This is a genomic window from Arthrobacter sp. NPDC058288 (assembly GCF_042880995.1).
GTDB lineage: Bacteria > Actinomycetota > Actinomycetes > Actinomycetales > Micrococcaceae > Arthrobacter.
On record NZ_JBHVYH010000010.1, the window covers coordinates 75,659 to 93,621 of the forward strand.

The window sequence follows — 17,963 nt, forward strand, 5'->3', positions numbered from 1 at the left end:
CGGCGAACACAACCAGCAGCGTCCCCGCGCCGGACACTGCGGCGAGGTAGAAGTAGATATCGGAGTCCCGGGTTGTCACCGCCGCACCCAGCGCATCCGGCTCCGCAGTGAACGCCAGGCCCCACATGCGCAGGAACGCGATGGTGAACCCGATGAACAGGCTGGTGCCGATGCCGCCCGTCAGCAGGGCAAGGTGGCGTCCCCGTGCCACCACCTGGACGACGCAGGCAAGGTAGCCCACGGCCACAGCCCCGAGGAACGCGAACAACACCGCCTCTTCGAGCGTTATCGCGGTCAGCACCAGAAGGCCTGCGGCGGCACACGCCGCTGCGATAGCTATTCTTCCGCTGTTACCCATGTGGCGCATGTGACTAATCTTCCCCGACGCGGGCTACTTCCGGACGTAGCCACGCATAATTGCCATGATGGCCGCCACGCTTTGTTCGCGGGTGCGTTCGGGGTTGTAGGTCTGGCGGTCCAGTCCCACCACGAAGCACGCGCCGAAGATGGCAGTCTCCAGGCTGCCCCGGGAGATGGACTCGTCGACGGGATACCTTGCGGCGACGCCCTCGATCGCGCCGCCGATCACTGCGAGCAGGCGGCCCCGGAGCTCCGCAAAGGTGTCCTGCCATTCGCTGGGGGTCCGCCAGTTTTCGCTGACCCAGAGCCTGGCGAAGGACGGGTACTCCGCCATGAAGTCCATCGCCTGGCCGATCATCTCGTCCATGGCGGCCAGCGGATCGGCGGAGGAGTCCTGCACGCTCAACAGCCGGGCGTGCAGGATGTCCACCCCGTGGCGCAGGAGCTGGGCGATCAGGTCGGACTTGCTGCCGAAGTTGTAATACACGGTCCCCTTGGAGACGCCGGCCGCGGCGGCGATCTCATCCACGGTGACGCCGGCCGCGCCGCGCTCGCCGATCAGCTCCATGGAAGCGTCGAACAGCTTCTGCTTGGTGGCATTGGTACGGGCCGGGCGGAGCTTCTTTTCGCCGGCGTCCTGCATGCTCATACGGCGATCTCCGGTTTCAGGGACTTCAAGGTCCAGAACTTGTGCTTGTGGACGGCCAGCGTTGACAGCCCGGCCCCCAGCACAGTGTAGCCAAGCAGGCGGGCCACGGTGGGCAGGATCATGGACAGGTCCGCGCCGTAGATCAGGTGCCGCATGCCGGTCACCACGTAGCCCATGGGGAGGATTTCGTGCACCACGTGCAGGGGCTGGGGGGTGGTTTGCCAGGGGAACGTGCCACCCGAGGACACCAGCTGGAGCACCAGCAGGATCAGCACCACCAGCTTTCCGGGGGAGCCAAGCAAGGCGACGATGCCCTGGATGATGGAACTGAAGGCCATTGCGGCCGCCAGCATGAACAGCCACATCAGCACCGGATGCGCGGGATTGAGGCCCAGCGCCACGTCCACCACCAGGGTGAGCAGGCTGGCCTGGACCACGGAGACGGCCAGGAACGGCAGCCAGCCGCCGAGGGCGATCTTCCACGACGGCGCATTGGAAGCCAGCGCCCGCTGGGTGACGGGACGCATGGCCTGGATCAGCATGAAGATGCCGATCCAGAGCGCCAGGGTCAGGAAGAACGGAGCCAGGCCGGCCCCGTAGGACCCTGCTTTGGCCTGTGAGACGTTGCTGACGGCCACGGGGTCGGCCATGACCTTCGACAGGCTGTTCTTCTGGGCGTCATCGGGATTGGGCACCTGGCCCGCGCCCTTGGCCAGCTCGGAGGCGAGGGTCCCGGCGCCGCTGGCGGCCGTTGCGGCGCCGTCCTCAAGTTGCGCCGCGCCGCCGTCGAGCGTCCTGGCGCCTTCGGCGAGCTTTGCGGTGCCGTCGACGGCGCTTTGTTCGCCGGCGGCCAAAGCGGAAGTCCCGGTGTGCAGCCGGTCCGCGCCCGCGGACGCCTGCCCGATGGCGCCGGTCAGGGCGGGTGTGGCCGCCGCGAGCCTGGCGGCACCGGCGCTCACCGCGGCCGAACCGTCCGCGAGCTGCTGGATTTGTGCGGCGTCGGACTGGATCTTTGCCTTGGCGTCCGCCACCGGACCGGATGCAGCAGCTGCGTCAAAGTCCTTGAGGATGCTGTCCGCCTGCGCCTGGGTAATGATGCCGGCAGCCATCAGCCTGCCGTTGGACTCCACTACGCGGTTCCGCAGTCCCTGGTCCGCGGCGTCCAGCTGTCCGACGACGTCCTGCACCTTGGTGTTCAGCGTGGCGTTTCCGGCCGCAACCTGCGCCGCGCCGTCGGCCAGCTTCTGCGAATCGGCCGGCAGGGACGCCGTCTTGTCCCTGAGCTGGCCGAGCCCGTCGCTGAGCTGTGCTGCGCCGTCGTCCAGCTGGTTGGCGCCGTCGCGCAGCTTGAGCTGGCCGGTGTAGAGTTCGCCGGCGCCGCTGCTGAGCTGCGTGGTGCCCTGGTGCAGGGTGACGGTGCCGTCGTGGAGTTTGCTGACGCCGTCGGAAAGCTGGCCTGCGCCGTCAGCCGCTTTGACCATCTGCGTGTGGATGGTGCCGAAGCCGGTCAGCAGCTGGTTGGCGGTTTCCTCGCCCACTTCCTTGGCCACGCTCGAGTGGACCGCAGTGGTCAGCTTGTCCACGATGGTGCTGAGCAAGTAATTATTGGCGTCGTTGGTGGTCACGTTCAACATGGCCTGGTTGGCGGCGTCGAAGCTGCCGGGGGACACCAGGTTGGCGGAGAAATCCTTCGGAATCTTCAGCGCGAAGGCATACCTGCCGCTGCTGACTCCCTGGTCGGCCTGTTCGGAGGAATCCACGGACTGCCAGTTGAACACGTGGCCGTCGATGAGGCTGTCCGCCACCTTCCGGCCCGCCTGCAGTTGCGTTCCGTCGCTGGAGGTGGCTCCGGTGTCCTCCACCACGAGCGCCGCGTCGATCTGGTCCAGGTTGCTGTACGGATCCCAGTTGGCGTACAGGTACACGGCCCCGTACAGCAGGGGCACCATGGTCAGGGCAAGGATGGTCAGCTTGGGCAGCAGCCCGCCGGTCATGCGCTTGAGTTCGGAGCGGGCCAGCCGCAGCACAGTCACTTTGCGTCCTCCGTTTCGGTTTCGGGGCTGGAGTTTTTGTCCACATCAAGGGACTTCGGGGCCGTTTTGCCCGCGTTATCTGGACAAAAACTCTTGTCGAGGGGAGGGCGGGGGACGGCGTTGCCGATCTCGCCGGCCGGCCCCGTCCAGTTGTCCGGGAGGGCAGCGACGGTTGCGACGACGGCGAGGGGCCGGCCGCCGTCGTACGCCAGCTCCTGGAGCCGCGGCAGCCAGTCCGCGGGGTCCGCGCTGTGGCGGTCGGGGGAATCGACCACGAGGAGGTCGGTGTGCGGGTTGGCGAGCGAGAGGGCGGTGAGCAGTTCAATGCGCCTGGCCGGTGCCAGCTGTTCCGCCCACAGGCCGGCGATGTCCTCGAAGCGATTGACCTTGAGCCACGGCGTGCTGAGCAGGGCGCCGCGGTAGCGCCGCGGGATCAGGGCGAGGTCCTCCGTGACGAGGTCCCGCACGCTCAGGTGCTGTTCGGGCTCATTGACCCCGGGGGAGTCCACGAGTGAGCTGGCTGCGCGAAGGCGCTTCGTCTTCGCCGTGCCGTCCCAGAGGAGCTCACCGGAGGACGGTTTCATCCGCCCGCTCAGGGTGAGTGCCAGCGCGGTCCTCTGGTCCTGGCGGACGCCGGAAACCAATACCAGCTCGCCGCGCCGTGCCTGGAGTGAAGTGGGCGGGAGCAAATCATCCCGCCGGCCTTTCACATGAAGCTGTCGAACCGAGAGCATGGAAGCCTTTCGCAGTGGGTGTCTGCATCAAGGCTAACTAAACTGACCAGTCAGTTCAAATAGCGGGGTTGAAGTGTGATCAACCAGTCAGAGGCCGTACTCCTCAAGCAGCCGCAGCCACACCTCGCTGACCGTGGGATAGGACGGCACCGCGTGCCACAGCCGGTCCAGGGGCACCTCGCCCACCACGGCGATGGTGGCGGCATGGAGGAGCTCGGCAACGTCCGGCCCCGCGAAGGTGGCCCCAAGAAGCACCTTCCTATCCTCGTCCACCACCAGCTGGGCCCACCCCTCGTAATGCTCGGAATGCAGTGAGGATCCGGCCACGCTGATGGGGAGCTCCACCGAGGACGCGTTGTAGCCATCCTTCCGCGCCTGCTCCACCGACCGGCCCACGCTGGCCAGCTCGGGATCCGTGAACACCACGTTGGGCACGGCGTGATCGTTGGCCGTCTGTGCGAAGCGGCTCCATGGCTTCGGTGAACCCTGCAGCTCGCCTTTGGCCCGCGCCGCGATGGCATCTCCGGTGGCACGCGCCGAGTACTTGCCCTGATGCGTCAGCATGACTTTGCCTGCTGCGTCCCCCACGGCGTAAAGCCAGTTCGCGTCGTTGTCCTGGCCGGCGCCGTCCATGCCCTCAACCAGGCCCGTGGTATCCGTGCGAAGCGGCGGCACTTTGCCATCCACGGCGCCAAGCCCCACGGCTTCCAGCCCCAGCCCGTCCAGCGCGGGATGGCGGCCGGTGGCGACGAGGAGCCGCTCAGCCCTGATGCTGTCGCCGTCGGCCAGGGACAGCGTGAACGAGCCGTCCTCGTTGCTGCTGACCCGTTCCGTGCCGGTGTTGAGGCGGACGTCCACGCCGTCGGCCCGGAGGCCGGCCAGCACCAGATTTGTGGCATGCTTCGGGTACATACTGAGTATCTCGCCGCGGGCCACGAGGGTTACGGCGGAACCCAGACGGGCAAAGGCCTGCGCCAGTTCGGTGCCGGCCACCCCGCCGCCGAGGACCGCCAGGCTGGTTGGCACGCTGCGTGCGGACGTGGCCTCGCGGGTGGTCCAGTAGTCCAGCTCCGCCAGGCCGGCAACCGGCGGCGCCGCCGGTGCCGATCCGGTGGAAAGTACGACGGCGTGCCTCGCCGAGAGCAGGTAGCTGACGCCGTCCCGCCCGGCTACTTCGACGGCCCGCGGGCCGGTGAGGCGGCCGCGGCCGCGGATCAGTTCGATTCCCGTGTCCTCCACCCATTTGACCTGGCCGTCATCCTGCCAGTTGGAGGTGAAGTAATCCCGGCGTTTCAGGACCGCGGCGGCATCCAAGGTACGCGTGACCGCCTCCTCGGCGCCAGGGACCGTTTGCGCGCCATGGAGGGCGGTCCCGGGGCGCAGCAGGGCCTTGGATGGCATGCAGGCCCAGTAGGAGCACTCGCCGCCCACCAGCTCAGCCTCAACCAGGACCGCGGTGAGTCCGCCTTGGACCACCCGGTCCGCGACGTTTTCCCCCACGGCTCCGGCACCGATCACAATGACATCGAATTCGCGTTCAACTCTGGCCGTCATGGCACCAGACTACGCCCGGCGGAGGCGCGGCCCGAGGCAAGGAGCCCCAGGAAGCGGCCACGGGAATCGGGTCCGTGTTTGGCGCGGGTGCTTAACAGAAGATGGGACATCCAATATTGTTTGCTGTGACCCACTCCGTACGGTGGTTCACGACTCTCGGTTAGGGGAACCCATGACTACATCAGGTGTCGCTTCGCAGGCGCGCTTCAGCGCCCAGGCGCGGCTCCGCGCTCTCCAGGCGGACATCATGGACCTCATCCTGGAGCGTGAACTTGAAGCAGGTGATCCGCTCCCCACCGAAAACGAACTGGCTCTGGCCCTGGGCGTGGGACGCAACACCCTCCGTGAGTCGCTCAAAGTCCTCCAGGCGCTCGGCGTGGTTGAGATTCGGCACGGGTTCGGCATGTTTGTGGCACCCAGCAACTTTGATGCCCTGGCTGACGGCCTGACCTTCCGCGGCCGGCTGTCGCTGCGCCACAAGGGCGGGGAGGCCCTGGAACTGGTGGACGTCAGGCAGGCGCTCGAGTCAGGCCTGATCGGGAGCGCCATGGACACCATGACACCCGGCCAACTGGCCGCCGTTGAGGAATCCGTGGTCCGGATGGAGGAGCTGGCTGCCGCGGGGGAGACGTTTGTGGAAGCGGACGCAGAGTTTCACCGGCGCCTGTTCGAGCCGCTCAACAACACCCTGCTGATCAGCCTGCTCGCCGTTTTCTGGAAGGTGTACCGGCAGATCCACCTGGAGGTCGGGGCCGGCACAGAGGACCTCACGGAGACGGCAGCTGTCCACCGACGCATTTACGAGGCCGTGGCGGACGGGGACAAAGCGCTGGCTGCTGAACGGCTGAACCGCCACTTCGACGGCATCCGGCGCCGCATCTACGACGCAATAAACGAATAAGCCTGGCCCGGGTGGCGGCCCAACGCTGCGGGGCCGCCACCAAAGTTGGCTCGCCTGCCAGGCGGCGTGGTCCGGAGGCGGTGCCACGCTAAACAAACTGAAACAAAAAAAGATCCGCACCGGCGAACCGGTGCGGATCTTCTCTTCCTGTGCGCCCAAAGGGATTCGAACCCCTGACCTTCTGTTCCGTAGACAGACGCTCTATCCAGCTGAGCTATGGGCGCATTCTCGGCTCCGGGAGTTTTTCGTTCACCCCCGAACCTCGAATTACTTTACGCGAGTTGCCGCCGAGTTCCAAATCGAATCGCGTGTAATGTGCGTGACTAGACCGGTCTATGTGACCTTACTCACAAAATGTCCCGATTTGGCCTGCGCAGTTCCTTGATTTTCCGCGGTTTTTGCTTTTTAGCCGGCCGGACATCCCACGTCTGATCCAAAATATGCAGTGGTCTAGAGCCCTAGCATTTAGGACACACCACTGAACCCGAGGAAGGGAACCGCAATGGGCGATCTCGCACGACTGCCGCTGCTTGAGAAAGCACCCACAACACATGCTGGCCTGCTGGCATGGGTCGAAGAGGTTGCAGAACTTACCCAGCCGGACCGGATCCATTGGGTCGACGGTACGGAAGAGGAATACACCCGCCTCACGGACGAACTCGTCGACGCCGGAACGCTGACCAGGCTGAACCCGGAGCTGTTCCCGAACTCTTTCGCTGCATTCTCCGATCCCGCGGACGTGGCGCGCGTTGAAGAGCAGACCTTCATCTGCTCCGAGAACGAGCGGGATGCGGGCTTCACCAATAACTGGATGGCGCCGGCCGAGATGAAGCAGAAGCTTCGCGGCCTGTTTGCCGGTTCCATGCGCGGCCGCACCATGTACGTCATCCCGTTCGTCATGGGCCACCTTGACGCTGAGGACCCCAAGTTCGGCGTGGAGATCACTGACAGCGCCTACGTGGTTGCCTCCATGCGCATCATGGCCAACATCGGCACCGAAGTGCTGGATAAGATCACCGCCACAAACGCGTTCTTCGTTCCCGCACTGCACTCCCTGGGCGCCCCCTTGGCCCCCGGCCAGGCCGACGTCGCGTGGCCGTGCAACCCGGACAAGTGGATTGTCCACTTCCCGGAGGAGCGTTCCATCTGGTCGTTCGGCTCCGGCTACGGCGGAAACGCCCTCCTGGGCAAGAAGTGCTACGCCCTGCGCATCGCCTCTGTGATGGCCCGGGACGAGGGCTGGCTTGCGGAGCACATGCTTATCCTCAAGCTCACCTCGCCGGAGAAGAAGTCGTACTACATGTCCGCCGCCTTCCCCTCGGCCTGCGGCAAAACCAACCTCGCCCTGCTGGACCCCACCATCGAAGGCTGGGAGGTCGAGACCCTTGGTGACGACATCACCTGGATGCGGATCGGCAAGGAAGGCGAGCTGCGCGCCACGAACCCCGAAGCCGGCCTGTTCGGTGTCGCCCCGGGCACCGGCTGGGGCACCAACCCCAACGCCATGCGCGCCATCGCCAAGGGCCACAGCATCTTCACCAACGTCGCCCTCACGGACGACGGCGGTGTCTGGTGGGAGGGCATGACCGAGGAAACCCCGGCGCACCTGACCGACTGGCAGGGCAACTCCTGGACGCCGGATTCGGACAAGCCGGCCGCCCACCCGAATTCCCGCTTCTGCACCCCGATCTCGCAGATCGACATGCTGGCCGAGGAGTACTACAGCCCCGAAGGCGTGGAGCTCTCAGCCATCCTCTTCGGCGGCCGCCGCAAGACCACCGTTCCGCTGGTGACCCAGGCCCGCAGCTGGACCAACGGCATCTTCATGGGCTCCACGCTTTCCTCCGAGACCACGGCCGCAGCTGCCGGGCAGGTCGGCGTGCTGCGCCGCGACCCGATGGCCATGCTGCCGTTCATCGGCTACGACGCAGGCGACTACCTGAAGCACTGGATCAGCGTCTCGGGCAAGGCCAACCCAGAGCGCCTGCCGCACATCTTCCTGGTCAACTGGTTCCGCCGCACGGCCGACGGCGACTTCGCCTGGCCCGGTTTCGGCGACAACGCCCGTGTCCTCAAGTGGGCCATCGAGCGCCTCGAAGGCAAGGCTGACGCCATTGAGACCCCGATCGGCTTCGTGCCAGCGGGCCATTCGCTGGACCTGACCGGCCTGGACCTGACCCACGCCCACGTGGAAGACGCCGTCCGCGTCGACCGCGAGGAGTGGGACGCCGAACTGGCCTCCATTGAGGAGTGGTACGCGAAGTTCGGTGACTCCCTGCCGGAGGCGCTGCGCTCCGAGCTTGAAGCCCTGAAGGAACGCATGGCGGACCACAGCTAGCAAGCCGGCAACGAACATAACGACGGCGGCGCCGCACCTCTTCCCAAAGGTGCGGCGCCGCCGTCGTACTTTGCGCGAACGGACACTTAAGCCCCTAAGGCGCGAACGGACACTTAAGCCCCGGGGCTCAAGTGTCCGTTCGCGCTTCTGCTGCTAGGAAGCCAGCCAGATGTCCGGGCCGAAGACTTCGTAGTGGATCTTGGTGGCCGGGATGCCCGCGTTGATGGCCTCGTTGCGGATGTGCTTCATGAACGGCAGCGGCCCGCAGAGGTACAGCGACGCATTGGCCGGCAGGTCCACTTCGCGCAGCGACATGAAGCCCTCCCTGGTTCCGGCGACCGGCCGCTCGAGCCAGAGCTGGAGGTCGGCGCCGTCGAGGCGTTCGACGTCGTCCGTCATCTGGCTGCGCAGGGCCCAGCTGTCGAGGTCGCTTTCCGCGTGCAGGACCAGGACCTGGCGGTCCGAGCCGGAGTCGGCGAGCGAGCGCAGGATGGAGGCGGTGGGAGTGCAGCCGATGCCGGCGGAGGCCAGGACGACGGGGCCGTCACCTTCCTTGAGGGTGATTTCACCGTAGGGGTTGGAGATTTCCAGGATGTCGCCCACCTGGACGTTGTTGTGCAGGACGGGGGAGACCTCGCCGCCGTCGTCCTTCTTGGTGGTGAAGATGCGGCTTGTGCCGGCCTCGCCCGACAGCGAATACTGGCGGACCTGGCGGAGGCCGTCCGGGAGCTGGACCTTCACGCTCACGTACTGTCCCGCGAGGGCCGGGGTGACGGGGGTGTCGTCGGCAGGTTCCAGTGTGAACGTCATGGAGCCGGTGCCGGCGGCGGTCTTGGCGGCGACCCGCCACGGGCTCCACATCACGCCGTTGGCCTGTGCGGCATAGAGGCCCTTTTCGAGCTTGATCAGCGCATCCGCCATGAGCCAGTAGACCTCGGTCCAGGCTTCGGCGATTTCCGGGGTGATGACCTCGGCAAGGTCCTCGGCGATGGCGGCGAAGAGGTGCTCGTAGACCACCTGGTACTGCGGTTCGGTGATGCCGAGGGAGGCGTGGCGGTGGGCGATGCGCGCTAGCACGGTCTCCGGAAGAGTGCCGGGGTTGTTCACCAGGTGGGTGGCGAAAGCGGCGATGCTTCCGGCCAGGGCCTGCTGCTGGTTGCCGTTGCGCTGGTTGGAGCGGCTGAAGAGCCCGTCCAGCAGTTCCGGATGTGCTGCGAAGAGTCGGGCGTAAAACTTGGGGGTGATTTCACCGATCCGGGAACCGACCAAGGGGAGGGTGGCCTCGATGACGGGGAAGGACTTGTCCGAGAGCATGTTGACTCCTGAGGTAGTGGCCCGGGGTCTTCAACCGGACCGATAAAAAATACCTGTATTTCAAATACAAGTATTTATACCTAAGTTCTACACGCCGTAGAAAAGATTTCCAAATCGGAAGGAGCCTCAGAGCCCGGGGCGGAGGCCGATTGCCTGGAAGACCGGCGCCATCTGGCGCGTGCCCGGAAGCGTGGACACCACAATGTCGTCAAGCTCGCGGTAAAAAGCCTCCCGCGCCCGCGCAAGGGCGCCGCGAAGCCGGCATTCATTGATGAGCGGGCAGTCGCCATTCAGCGAATGGCAGTCAGCCGGATCTGCACGGGTGTTCAGCTGCCGCAGGAGCTGGCCCACGGTGGCCCGGCGTCCGGCCTCGTTGAGCCGGGAACCGCCGTTGCGGCCCCGCTCGACGTCGATCACGCCGAGTTCGCGGAGCTTGGCCATGGCCTTGCTGACATGGTTGTAGGGAGTGCCTACGGCGTCCGCGATGCTCTGCGTGGTGAGCAGGCTGCCATCGGGGGCGGCCGCGAGCACCATCATGGCGCGCAGGCTTACGTCCGCGAACGCGTTGATCTTCATGTCAGCAACCCACTGGAGGTCTAGTCCACCCAGATGGAGGGCTCGTTGGAATCAGCTGCGAGCTGCCCGAACTCCCATTCGCGGGACTCGGCATTGGCTTCGTAAGGCAGGACCGCGGCGAAAACGGAACCGTCACGGTGCTCGGCCGCGACGTGGATGGCGTCGGTGTCCTCTTCCAGCAGGGTGATGTCGCAGACCACCGCGGCGGCACGGAAGTCGTCGCGGTTCTGCCGGAGCAGTTCGGTGAGGTCGCTGATCATCGCGTCGGCGTCGAAGCCGTCCTCCGAGCCGTCCTCGGCGTCAGCCGGCGTGACGGCGACGAGGCGCACCTCGCCGTCGTTCTCCACCACCAGCGCGAACGGCAGGAAACCGCCGTTGCGTCCCAGCTGCTCCTGTGCAGCCCCCACGCCGGTGCCCAGCAGGTTTTCCAGGTCGGTGGCCGTAGCTTCGGGCACAGAATCCCGCCAGGACGTTCCGGAAAGTTCAGTCATGCGGGCCGCCTAGCCGTTGACCAGGGCCAGCACGCGGTCGCGGATGCGTTCCATGGTGGCCCGGTCCGTGGCCTCGGTGTTCAGGCGGAGGAACGGTTCGGTGTTGGACGGACGCAGGTTGAACCACCAGCTGCCGTCGCGGGCCGTGAACGTGCTGCCGTCCAGCGTGTCGATCTCGACGTCTTCGCCGGCAAAATCGGCGCGGACCCGCTCCACGGCGCCCGCTTTGTCTTCGATTTCGGAGTTGATTTCCCCGGAGGAGACGTACGGCTCGTACTCGTGGCCGAGCTCGGACAGCGGGAGGTCCTGTTCGCCGAGGGCGGCCAGGACATGCATTGCGGCCAGCATGCCGGTGTCTGCATTCCAGAAATCGCGGAAGTAGAAGTGCGCCGAGTGCTCGCCGCCGAAGACGGCGCCTTCCTCGGCCATCTCGGCCTTGATGAACGAGTGGCCCACGCGTGTGCGCACCGCGCGGCCGCCGTCGTGCGCGACAAGCTCCGGAACGGCCCTGGAGGTCAGCAGGTTGTGGATGATGGTGGGGGTTTCCTCGCCCTGCGCCTTGGCGCGGGCAATCTCGCGGCGGGCCACCATTCCGGTGATGGCTGACGGAGAGACGGGGTTGCCCTTCTCGTCGATGACGAAGCAGCGGTCGGCGTCGCCATCGAACGCCAGCCCGATGTCCGCGCCGTGTTCCACGACGGCCGCCTGCAGGTCAAGCAGGTTTTCCGGCTCGAGCGGATTGGCAGGGTGGTTCGGGAAGGAGCCGTCCAGCTCGAAGTAGAGCGGAATGATGTCGAACGGCAGCTTGGGCAGGAGGGCGTCGCCGAGTACCGCAGGGGTGGTCAGGCCGGCCATGCCGTTGCCGGCGTCGACAACCACCTTCAGGGGGCGGGATCCCCGGAGGTCAACGAGCTTGCGGAGATATTCGGAGTAGTCCTTCAGGACATCGTGGACTCCGATCAGGCCGCGCTTGGCGGCGGCCGGGATGGATCCGGCGTGGAGGTAGTCCTCCGCGCGGGCCTGGATTTCCTTTAGTCCTGACTCCGAGGAGATGGGCTGGGCGCCGGCCTTGGACATCTTGATGCCGTTGTACTCGGCAGGATTGTGGCTGGCGGTGAACGTGGCACCTGCCGCGTTGAGCGCACCGCAGGCGTAGTAGAGCTCGTCGGTGGAAATCAGGTCCAGCAACTGGACGTTGGCGCCGCGGGTGGCGGCACCGTTGGCGAATGCCTTGCTGAACTCAGGGGAGGAGGGACGCATGTCGCCGCCCACCAGGACCGTCTGGCCCTCGAGCTTCAGGACGTCCACGAAGGCGGCGCCTACGGCTTCGACGATTTCGGCGGTAATGGACTCGCCCACAATGCCACGTACGTCGTAGGCCTTGAACGATGCCGAAAGGTCAAAAGTCTTTGTCTGGTCGCTAGTCACGCGTTCCATCTTACGTGGAAGCGCCAAGAGGCTGTGGAGGAGTGGTTGCGTTACGCAGCCGTGCCGGGCAGCGTGCGGTTAAGGCGGTGCAGGCCGGGACAGGGGCGCGGCTGTCCACATGGCCGGGCACCCGGCTTCGCGGCTGTCAGAGGGGGCTGGGATACTGAATCAATGGCCAATAACCAGAATGCTGCAGTCCTTTCCGCTTCCGCTGACCTCCCCGCTGGTGGAAAGGGGACCCGTGACCAGGCCCTGGAAGTGCTGCGGGGGCTGGTGGGGCACCCGGAAGCCAGCTTCCATGACGGCCAGTTCGAGGCCATTGAGGCACTGGTCGACGGCGGCCGCCGGGCCCTGGTGGTCCAGCGGACAGGCTGGGGAAAGTCGGCTGTCTACTTCGTGGCATCCCTGCTGCTCCGGCGCCGCGGTGCCGGCCCCACACTGATCGTGTCGCCGCTGCTGGCTCTGATGCGGGACCAGGTGGCGGCAGCGGCCAGGGCAGGCGTCCGCGCAGTTGCCATCAACTCCGCCAACCAGCTCGAATGGGACACTGTCCGCGAGCAGCTGGCCGCGGACGAGGTGGACGTGCTGCTCGTGTCCCCGGAACGGCTCACCAACCCTTCCTTCCGGGAGAACCAGCTTCCCGAACTGATCCGCCGTACCGGTCTCCTGGTGATCGACGAAGCACACTGCATCTCCGACTGGGGCCATGACTTCCGGCCGGACTACCGGCGCATCGCGGACCTCATCACCCAGCTGCCGGACACCGTGCCGGTGCTCGCCACCACTGCCACCGCCAACTCCCGGGTGGTCCACGACATCGAGGAGCAGCTGGGCGACGGCGTGCTCACCATCCGCGGAGCCCTGGGCCGTGAATCACTCCGGCTCGGCGTACTGCGCCTGCAGGACTCACGCGACCGGCTGGGCTGGCTCCTGACCCATCTGGCGGACCTGCCCGGCAGCGGCATCATCTACACCCTGACAGTTTCCGCGGCCGAGGACACCGCGCGGCTGCTCGCCGAAGCCGGCCATGAGGTCCTCGCCTACACAGGCCGGACTGATCCCGCGGACCGGGAACGGGCGGAACAGTTGCTCAAGGACAACCAGGTCAAGGCACTCGTGGCCACCTCGGCCCTGGGCATGGGCTTCGACAAACCTGACCTGGGCTTCGTGGTGCACCTCGGGGCTCCTTCATCGCCGGTGGCCTACTACCAGCAGGTGGGCCGTGCGGGGCGTGGCGCTGCAAACGCCGATGTCCTGCTGCTGCCCGGTGCGGAGGACCGGGACATCTGGCAGTACTTCGCCACGGCGTCCATGCCGTCGGAGGAAAAGGCGGCGGCAGTCCTGACCGCACTGGCCGAGGCCGGCGCGGCCGTGTCCACCGTGGCGCTCGAGGCCCGCGTGGACCTGCGCCGCACCCCGCTGGAACTGCTGCTCAAGGTCCTGTCCGTTGACGGTGCGGTGGAGCGGGTGGGCGGAGGCTGGCGCTCCACCGGCCGGCCCTGGACGTACGACGCCGAACGGTACCGCCGCATCGCCGAGGCCCGCGTGGACGAGCAGGATTCCATGGTGATCTACCAGGACACGGCCGGCTGCCGGATGGAGTACATCACCTCGGTCCTCGACGATGAAACAGCCCGTGCCTGCGGCCGCTGCGACAACTGCGCCGGGCGCTGGTTCCCGGCGGACATCTCAGCTTCGGCCACGGAAGCTGCCGGGCAGACGCTCAGCCGCGCCGGAGTGGCACTGGAACCGCGGCTACAGTGGCCCAGCGGCATGGACAGGCTCGGCGTGACCGTCAAGGGCAAGATCAAGCCGGATGAAAGCCTCGCCGAAGGACGGGCGCTGGCCCGGCTGACGGACCTCGGCTGGGGCGGGGCCCTGCGGGAAATCTTCGCCTCCGGTGCAGCGGACCGTGAAGTGGACCCCGCCATGCTCCAGGCCTGCGTGCAGGTGCTCCGGGAATGGGGCACCGGTAACGGACGCGACGCCGGCTGGAGCGGGGCAGGACGGCCCGCCGCCATCGTCAGCATCCCGTCCCGCAGCAAGCCCGCCCTGGTCGACTCCTTGGCGCGCGGAATTTCCGGCATTGGCCGGATACCGTACCTGGGCCAGCTGCAGCTGGAGCACGGCGGGCCCACCGGCGGGCGCGGCGGAAACAGCGCCTACCGGCTGGCCGGAGTCTGGGAACGTCTGGTGGTGGGACCTGAGCTGGAGGCGGCTTTGGCCGGTATCCAGGGGCAGAGCGTCATGCTGATTGACGACCTCACGGACAGCCGCTGGACGGTCACAGTTGCCGGCCGGGCATTACGCCGTGCCGGGGCGGGAGCAGTCCTTCCCCTCGTGCTGGGACAGGCCGGATAGGGTCCTCCCGCCGCTCCGCGTAAGGGGCGGACTTATTCTGGCACCGGGGCTGGCACGCCTATAGGATCGGCGGATGAGTCCAGGCCAGGAGCCATGAGCGAACCCCAAAGCAGCGCGTCGACGGTCCGGCAGGAATGGCAGCCCCGGCTGGCTTTGCTGGTGGCTGCGACCTTCTTTATGGAATTCCTCGACGGCACGGTCCTGACCACGGCCATCCCCAGCATCGCGGGAGACTTCGCCGTGGCTCCGGCGGACGTCAACATCACCATGACGGCCTACCTCATGACGGTGGCCATGGGCATTCCGGTCAGCGGTTGGCTTGCGGAGCGCGTGGGTGCCCGCCGCGTCTTCTGCGCCGCCATCGCCGTGTTCACCATTGCCTCGCTGCTGTGCGCGCTGAGCCAGGACCTGACCATGCTCACGGTCAGCCGCGTCCTGCAGGGCGCCGGCGGCGCGATGATGGTGCCGGTGGGGACCCTGGTAGTGCTGCGCCGGACACCCAAGGAGGACCTGCTCCGGGCCACGGCGTATCTTGTGTGGCCCGGACTGCTGGCACCGGTCCTTGCGCCGCTGGTGGGCGGCGCGCTGACCACGTTCCTGTCGTGGCACTGGATCTTCCTGATCAACGTTCCGTTGGGCCTGGCCGCGTTCATAGCAGCCCTTCGCCTTGTTCCCCAGGGTGCCGGGGACCAGTCGCGGCGCCTTGACTGGGTGGGACTGATCCTGACGACGGCCGGCGTGGGCGCCCTGGTGGTAGGGCTCGAACTTGCCACGGCGCACCCCTCCGGACCCGTCGGGGCCATCAGCGTGGCCGCCGGCTTCGTATCCATCGCCGCTGCGGTTCTGTGGCTGCGGCGCACCAGCAACCCGCTCTTCCAGCTGAATGTCTTTGGCACCCGTACGTTCCGCGCAACCTCCACCGGCGGGTTCGTGTACCGACTGACCATCAGCGCGGTTCCGTTCCTGCTGCCGCTGATGTTCCAGGACGGTTTTGGCTGGGATCCGCTCCATGCCGGCGCCATGGTGGCAGCGGTCTTCATCGGTAACATCGGCATCAAACCGGCAACCACCCCGCTCATCCGCAGATTCGGCTTCAAACCTGTCCTCGTCTTCGCTTCGCTCGCCTCGGCTGCCACTTTTGCCCTGTGCTCCCTGATCGACGCCGGAACCCCGGAACCGCTGATCTTCGCCCTGCTGGTCTGCAGCGGAGCGTTCCGCTCCATCGGATTCTCGGCCTACGCTTCGATCCAGTACGCCGACATCGTCCCGGGACAGCTGCCATCCGCCAACGCGATCTCGGCCACCCTCGTCCAGTTGGCGGCCGGGGCGGGCATCGCCGTCGGCGCCCTGTTCCTCAGGCTCTTCGCCGCCCCCGGCGCTTTCGGTGCCGACCCCGTTGCGCCCTACCGCGGGGCATTCCTGGCCATCACAGTGCTGATGCTGCTCAGCGCCGCTGACAGCCTGGCGCTGCACCGGCAGGCGGGCGCCGAAGTCAGCCGCGGGCGTTCGGCAGCGCCGAAAGCCGCCAACCCCTAGGCCGCAAAACCCCTAGGGCGCCGGGCCCCGGCGGCGCCTAGGACTCCAGCACCGCCATGGCGGCATTGTGGCCGCCTATGGCACTCACCGCCCCGCCGCGCCGCGCTCCGGAGCCGCACAACAGGATCCGGGGATCGTCGGTGGCCACACCCCAGCGCCGGGCGGGAGTGTCCAGCGGGTCATCGTCTTCCGCGAAAGGCCAGTCGAGGCCGCCGTGGAAGATGTTGCCGCGGGGCATGCCGACGGCGCGCTGGATATCCAGTGTGGTCTTGGTTTCGATGCATGGCGTTCCGCCGGAACCGGTCAGCAACAGGTCCTCGATCGGCTCCGCCAGCACTGAGTTGAGGGACTTTACGACGGCGGCCTGCAGCTTTGCCCGCATCGCCTCGTTGTTCTCCGCGGTGATGAGCCTGTCCGGCACATGCAGTCCGAAGACGGTCAGGGTATGGGCGCCGGAAGCCTGCAGTTCCGGTGAGAGGATGCTGGGATCGGTCAACGAATGGCAGTAGATTTCGCAGGGCAGCGGGTCCGGAACCGTTCCCTGCTCGGCGGCCAGGTAGGCCTCGTCCAACTGGTTCCAGGTCTCATTGATGTGGAAGGTGCCACCGAAGGCCGCCTCCGGGCTGACATTGCGGTCCAGTAACCGCGGCAGGCGTTTCAGCAGGATGTTCACCTTCACCTGGGAGCCCTCGCGCCGGTGGTTGGGGTTTGCGGGCTCCCCGGCGCCGCCGTCCCGCAGCCTGTGCAGCACCGCGGGAGCGACGTTGGACAGAACCCATTCAGCGGATGCCAAGCGTTCCCGGCCCTCGCTGCGGTAACCCACCAAGCCGCCGGGCCGGATGCCCGTGACCTCGGCGGACGTCATGATCGTGGCACCGGCCTCGCGGGCTGCCCGCTCCAGTTCGCCCGAAACGGCCCCCATACCGCCGATCGGCACATCCCAGTCACCGGTTCCGCCGCCCAGGAGGTGGTACAGGAAACAGATGTTCTGCTGCAGGTCGGCGCTGCCGGCCCGGGCGAACGTGCCGATCAGGGCGTCCGTCAGCACCACGCCGCGCACCAGGTCGTTGTGGAGCCCCCGCGTAATGGCTTCGCCAACGGGCCGCTCGATCACCGATTTCCACGCATCGCCGGCCCCGGCAGCCTCAGCGAGCTGCCTGGCAGCCGAACGGCTGGGCAACGGCGAAGCCATCGTGGGCCACAGCGCACCGGTGAGCTTCCGGCACTCCGCATAGAAGCGTTCAAAGGCCGCCGCCTCGCTGGCCGGGGCACCCACTGAAGCAAAGGACGCCGCCGTGGCCGCCGCGTCTCCGTTGTCGATCAGGAGGCCGCGGCCGGGGCTGGCCGGATCCGGCGTGTAGGAGGAGTAGCGGCGCCGGGCCAGCCTGATGCGCAGCCCCAGGTCATCAATGATCTCCTGCGGCAGCAGGCTCACCAGGTAGGAGTACCGCGAAAGCCGGGCGTCCACGCCGTCGAACGCCCGGGCAGATACGGCCGCGCCGCCGGCATGGTCGAGCTTTTCCAGCAGCAGGACGTCACGTCCGGCCCGGGCCAGGTAGGCGGCCGCCGCCAGCCCGTTGTGTCCGCCACCGACAATGACCACGTCATGATTGCTGCTGCTCACCATGGGCCTATCCTGCCACCCCGAAACAAGCCGGGAACGCAAAAGGCCCCGGTCCAAGGACCGG

The 17,963-nt window shown here is 66.9% G+C and carries 13 protein-coding genes and 1 tRNA gene; 4 read left to right on the forward strand and 10 right to left on the reverse strand.

From position 1 onward, the window contains the following. Nucleotides 1–391 precede the first annotated feature (391 nt). The 4 genes from ACFVWT_RS20870 to ACFVWT_RS20885 all read right to left on the reverse strand — a co-directional run bounded on the left by ACFVWT_RS20870 (nucleotide 392) and on the right by ACFVWT_RS20885 (nucleotide 5,330). Nucleotides 392–1,009: a TetR/AcrR family transcriptional regulator gene (locus tag ACFVWT_RS20870; RefSeq protein WP_390251258.1), complete on the reverse strand. Its 618-nt coding sequence runs from the start codon at nucleotides 1,007–1,009 to the stop codon at nucleotides 392–394. Next, nucleotides 1,006–3,042 (reverse strand): YhgE/Pip family protein, encoded by a 2,037-nt coding sequence (locus tag ACFVWT_RS20875; RefSeq protein ID WP_390251260.1) that lies wholly within the window; start codon nucleotides 3,040–3,042, stop codon nucleotides 1,006–1,008. The genes ACFVWT_RS20870 and ACFVWT_RS20875 overlap by 4 nt, the downstream gene beginning before the upstream one ends. Beyond that, nucleotides 3,039–3,776, reverse strand: a complete 738-nt coding sequence (locus ACFVWT_RS20880) for an ABC transporter ATP-binding protein (RefSeq protein WP_390251263.1) — start codon at nucleotides 3,774–3,776, stop codon at nucleotides 3,039–3,041. The genes ACFVWT_RS20875 and ACFVWT_RS20880 overlap by 4 nt, the downstream gene beginning before the upstream one ends. An 87-nt stretch (nucleotides 3,777–3,863) precedes the next feature. After that, the gene (locus ACFVWT_RS20885) at nucleotides 3,864–5,330 is read right to left on the reverse strand and encodes a dihydrolipoyl dehydrogenase family protein (RefSeq protein ID WP_390251265.1); all 1,467 of its coding nucleotides are present in this window, start codon (nucleotides 5,328–5,330) and stop codon (nucleotides 3,864–3,866) included. Between the two features lie 172 nt (nucleotides 5,331–5,502). On the opposite strand from ACFVWT_RS20885, the gene ACFVWT_RS20890 reads away from it, so the two are divergent. Continuing rightward, a complete protein-coding gene (locus ACFVWT_RS20890; RefSeq protein ID WP_390251267.1) occupies nucleotides 5,503–6,231 on the forward strand; it encodes a FadR/GntR family transcriptional regulator in 729 nt (242 codons plus the stop codon). Between the two features lie 150 nt (nucleotides 6,232–6,381). On the opposite strand, the gene ACFVWT_RS20895 is transcribed toward ACFVWT_RS20890, so the two are convergent. Further along, nucleotides 6,382–6,455: transfer RNA gene (locus ACFVWT_RS20895), tRNA-Arg, on the reverse strand. 278 nt (nucleotides 6,456–6,733) lie between these two features. Here ACFVWT_RS20895 and ACFVWT_RS20900 point away from each other — a divergent pair. Then, on the forward strand, nucleotides 6,734–8,569 hold the full coding sequence (locus ACFVWT_RS20900; protein WP_390251269.1) for a phosphoenolpyruvate carboxykinase (GTP): 1,836 nt from the start codon (nucleotides 6,734–6,736) through the stop codon (nucleotides 8,567–8,569). A gap of 153 nt (nucleotides 8,570–8,722) precedes the next feature. On the opposite strand, the gene ACFVWT_RS20905 is transcribed toward ACFVWT_RS20900, so the two are convergent. From ACFVWT_RS20905 to ACFVWT_RS20920, 4 genes are all read right to left on the reverse strand, one after another. Further along, a complete protein-coding gene (locus ACFVWT_RS20905; protein WP_390251271.1) occupies nucleotides 8,723–9,883 on the reverse strand; it encodes a globin domain-containing protein in 1,161 nt (386 codons plus the stop codon). 126 nt (nucleotides 9,884–10,009) lie between these two features. After that, on the reverse strand, nucleotides 10,010–10,459 hold the full coding sequence (locus ACFVWT_RS20910) for an RrF2 family transcriptional regulator (RefSeq protein WP_390251273.1): 450 nt from the start codon (nucleotides 10,457–10,459) through the stop codon (nucleotides 10,010–10,012). Between the two features lie 20 nt (nucleotides 10,460–10,479). Continuing rightward, the gene (locus ACFVWT_RS20915) at nucleotides 10,480–10,950 is read right to left on the reverse strand and encodes a hypothetical protein (RefSeq protein ID WP_390251275.1); all 471 of its coding nucleotides are present in this window, start codon (nucleotides 10,948–10,950) and stop codon (nucleotides 10,480–10,482) included. A gap of 9 nt (nucleotides 10,951–10,959) precedes the next feature. Next, on the reverse strand, nucleotides 10,960–12,378 hold the full coding sequence (locus ACFVWT_RS20920) for a phosphomannomutase/phosphoglucomutase (RefSeq protein WP_390251277.1): 1,419 nt from the start codon (nucleotides 12,376–12,378) through the stop codon (nucleotides 10,960–10,962). A gap of 171 nt (nucleotides 12,379–12,549) precedes the next feature. Between ACFVWT_RS20920 and ACFVWT_RS20925 the strand changes: the two genes are divergently transcribed. Together ACFVWT_RS20925 and ACFVWT_RS20930 are read left to right on the forward strand one after the other, a co-directional pair. Beyond that, on the forward strand, nucleotides 12,550–14,739 hold the full coding sequence (locus ACFVWT_RS20925) for a RecQ family ATP-dependent DNA helicase (protein ID WP_390251279.1): 2,190 nt from the start codon (nucleotides 12,550–12,552) through the stop codon (nucleotides 14,737–14,739). Between the two features lie 93 nt (nucleotides 14,740–14,832). Beyond that, nucleotides 14,833–16,275, forward strand: a complete 1,443-nt coding sequence (locus ACFVWT_RS20930; RefSeq protein ID WP_390251281.1) for an MFS transporter — start codon at nucleotides 14,833–14,835, stop codon at nucleotides 16,273–16,275. A 37-nt stretch (nucleotides 16,276–16,312) separates the two neighbouring features. Here the strand turns inward: ACFVWT_RS20930 and ACFVWT_RS20935 are convergent, their stop codons facing one another. Continuing rightward, the gene (locus ACFVWT_RS20935) at nucleotides 16,313–17,902 is read right to left on the reverse strand and encodes a phytoene desaturase family protein (RefSeq protein WP_390251283.1); all 1,590 of its coding nucleotides are present in this window, start codon (nucleotides 17,900–17,902) and stop codon (nucleotides 16,313–16,315) included. Nucleotides 17,903–17,963 lie beyond the last annotated feature (61 nt).

What these genes read in the sequence shown, in the direction of transcription:
- ACFVWT_RS20910 (WP_390251273.1), bottom strand. Translation starts at nt 10,459, where the DNA reads ATGAAGATCAACGCGTTCGCGGACGTAAGCCTGCGCGCCATGATGGTG.
- ACFVWT_RS20925 (WP_390251279.1), top strand. Translation starts at nt 12,550, where the DNA reads ATGGCCAATAACCAGAATGCTGCAGTCCTTTCCGCTTCCGCTGACCTC.
- ACFVWT_RS20890 (WP_390251267.1), top strand. Translation starts at nt 5,503, where the DNA reads ATGACTACATCAGGTGTCGCTTCGCAGGCGCGCTTCAGCGCCCAGGCG.
- ACFVWT_RS20905 (WP_390251271.1), bottom strand. Translation starts at nt 9,883, where the DNA reads ATGCTCTCGGACAAGTCCTTCCCCGTCATCGAGGCCACCCTCCCCTTG.
- ACFVWT_RS20930 (WP_390251281.1), top strand. Translation starts at nt 14,833, where the DNA reads ATGAGCGAACCCCAAAGCAGCGCGTCGACGGTCCGGCAGGAATGGCAG.
- ACFVWT_RS20880 (WP_390251263.1), bottom strand. Translation starts at nt 3,776, where the DNA reads ATGCTCTCGGTTCGACAGCTTCATGTGAAAGGCCGGCGGGATGATTTG.
- ACFVWT_RS20885 (WP_390251265.1), bottom strand. Translation starts at nt 5,330, where the DNA reads ATGACGGCCAGAGTTGAACGCGAATTCGATGTCATTGTGATCGGTGCC.
- ACFVWT_RS20915 (WP_390251275.1), bottom strand. Translation starts at nt 10,950, where the DNA reads ATGACTGAACTTTCCGGAACGTCCTGGCGGGATTCTGTGCCCGAAGCT.
- ACFVWT_RS20900 (WP_390251269.1), top strand. Translation starts at nt 6,734, where the DNA reads ATGGGCGATCTCGCACGACTGCCGCTGCTTGAGAAAGCACCCACAACA.
- ACFVWT_RS20935 (WP_390251283.1), bottom strand. Translation starts at nt 17,902, where the DNA reads ATGGTGAGCAGCAGCAATCATGACGTGGTCATTGTCGGTGGCGGACAC.
- ACFVWT_RS20870 (WP_390251258.1), bottom strand. Translation starts at nt 1,009, where the DNA reads ATGAGCATGCAGGACGCCGGCGAAAAGAAGCTCCGCCCGGCCCGTACC.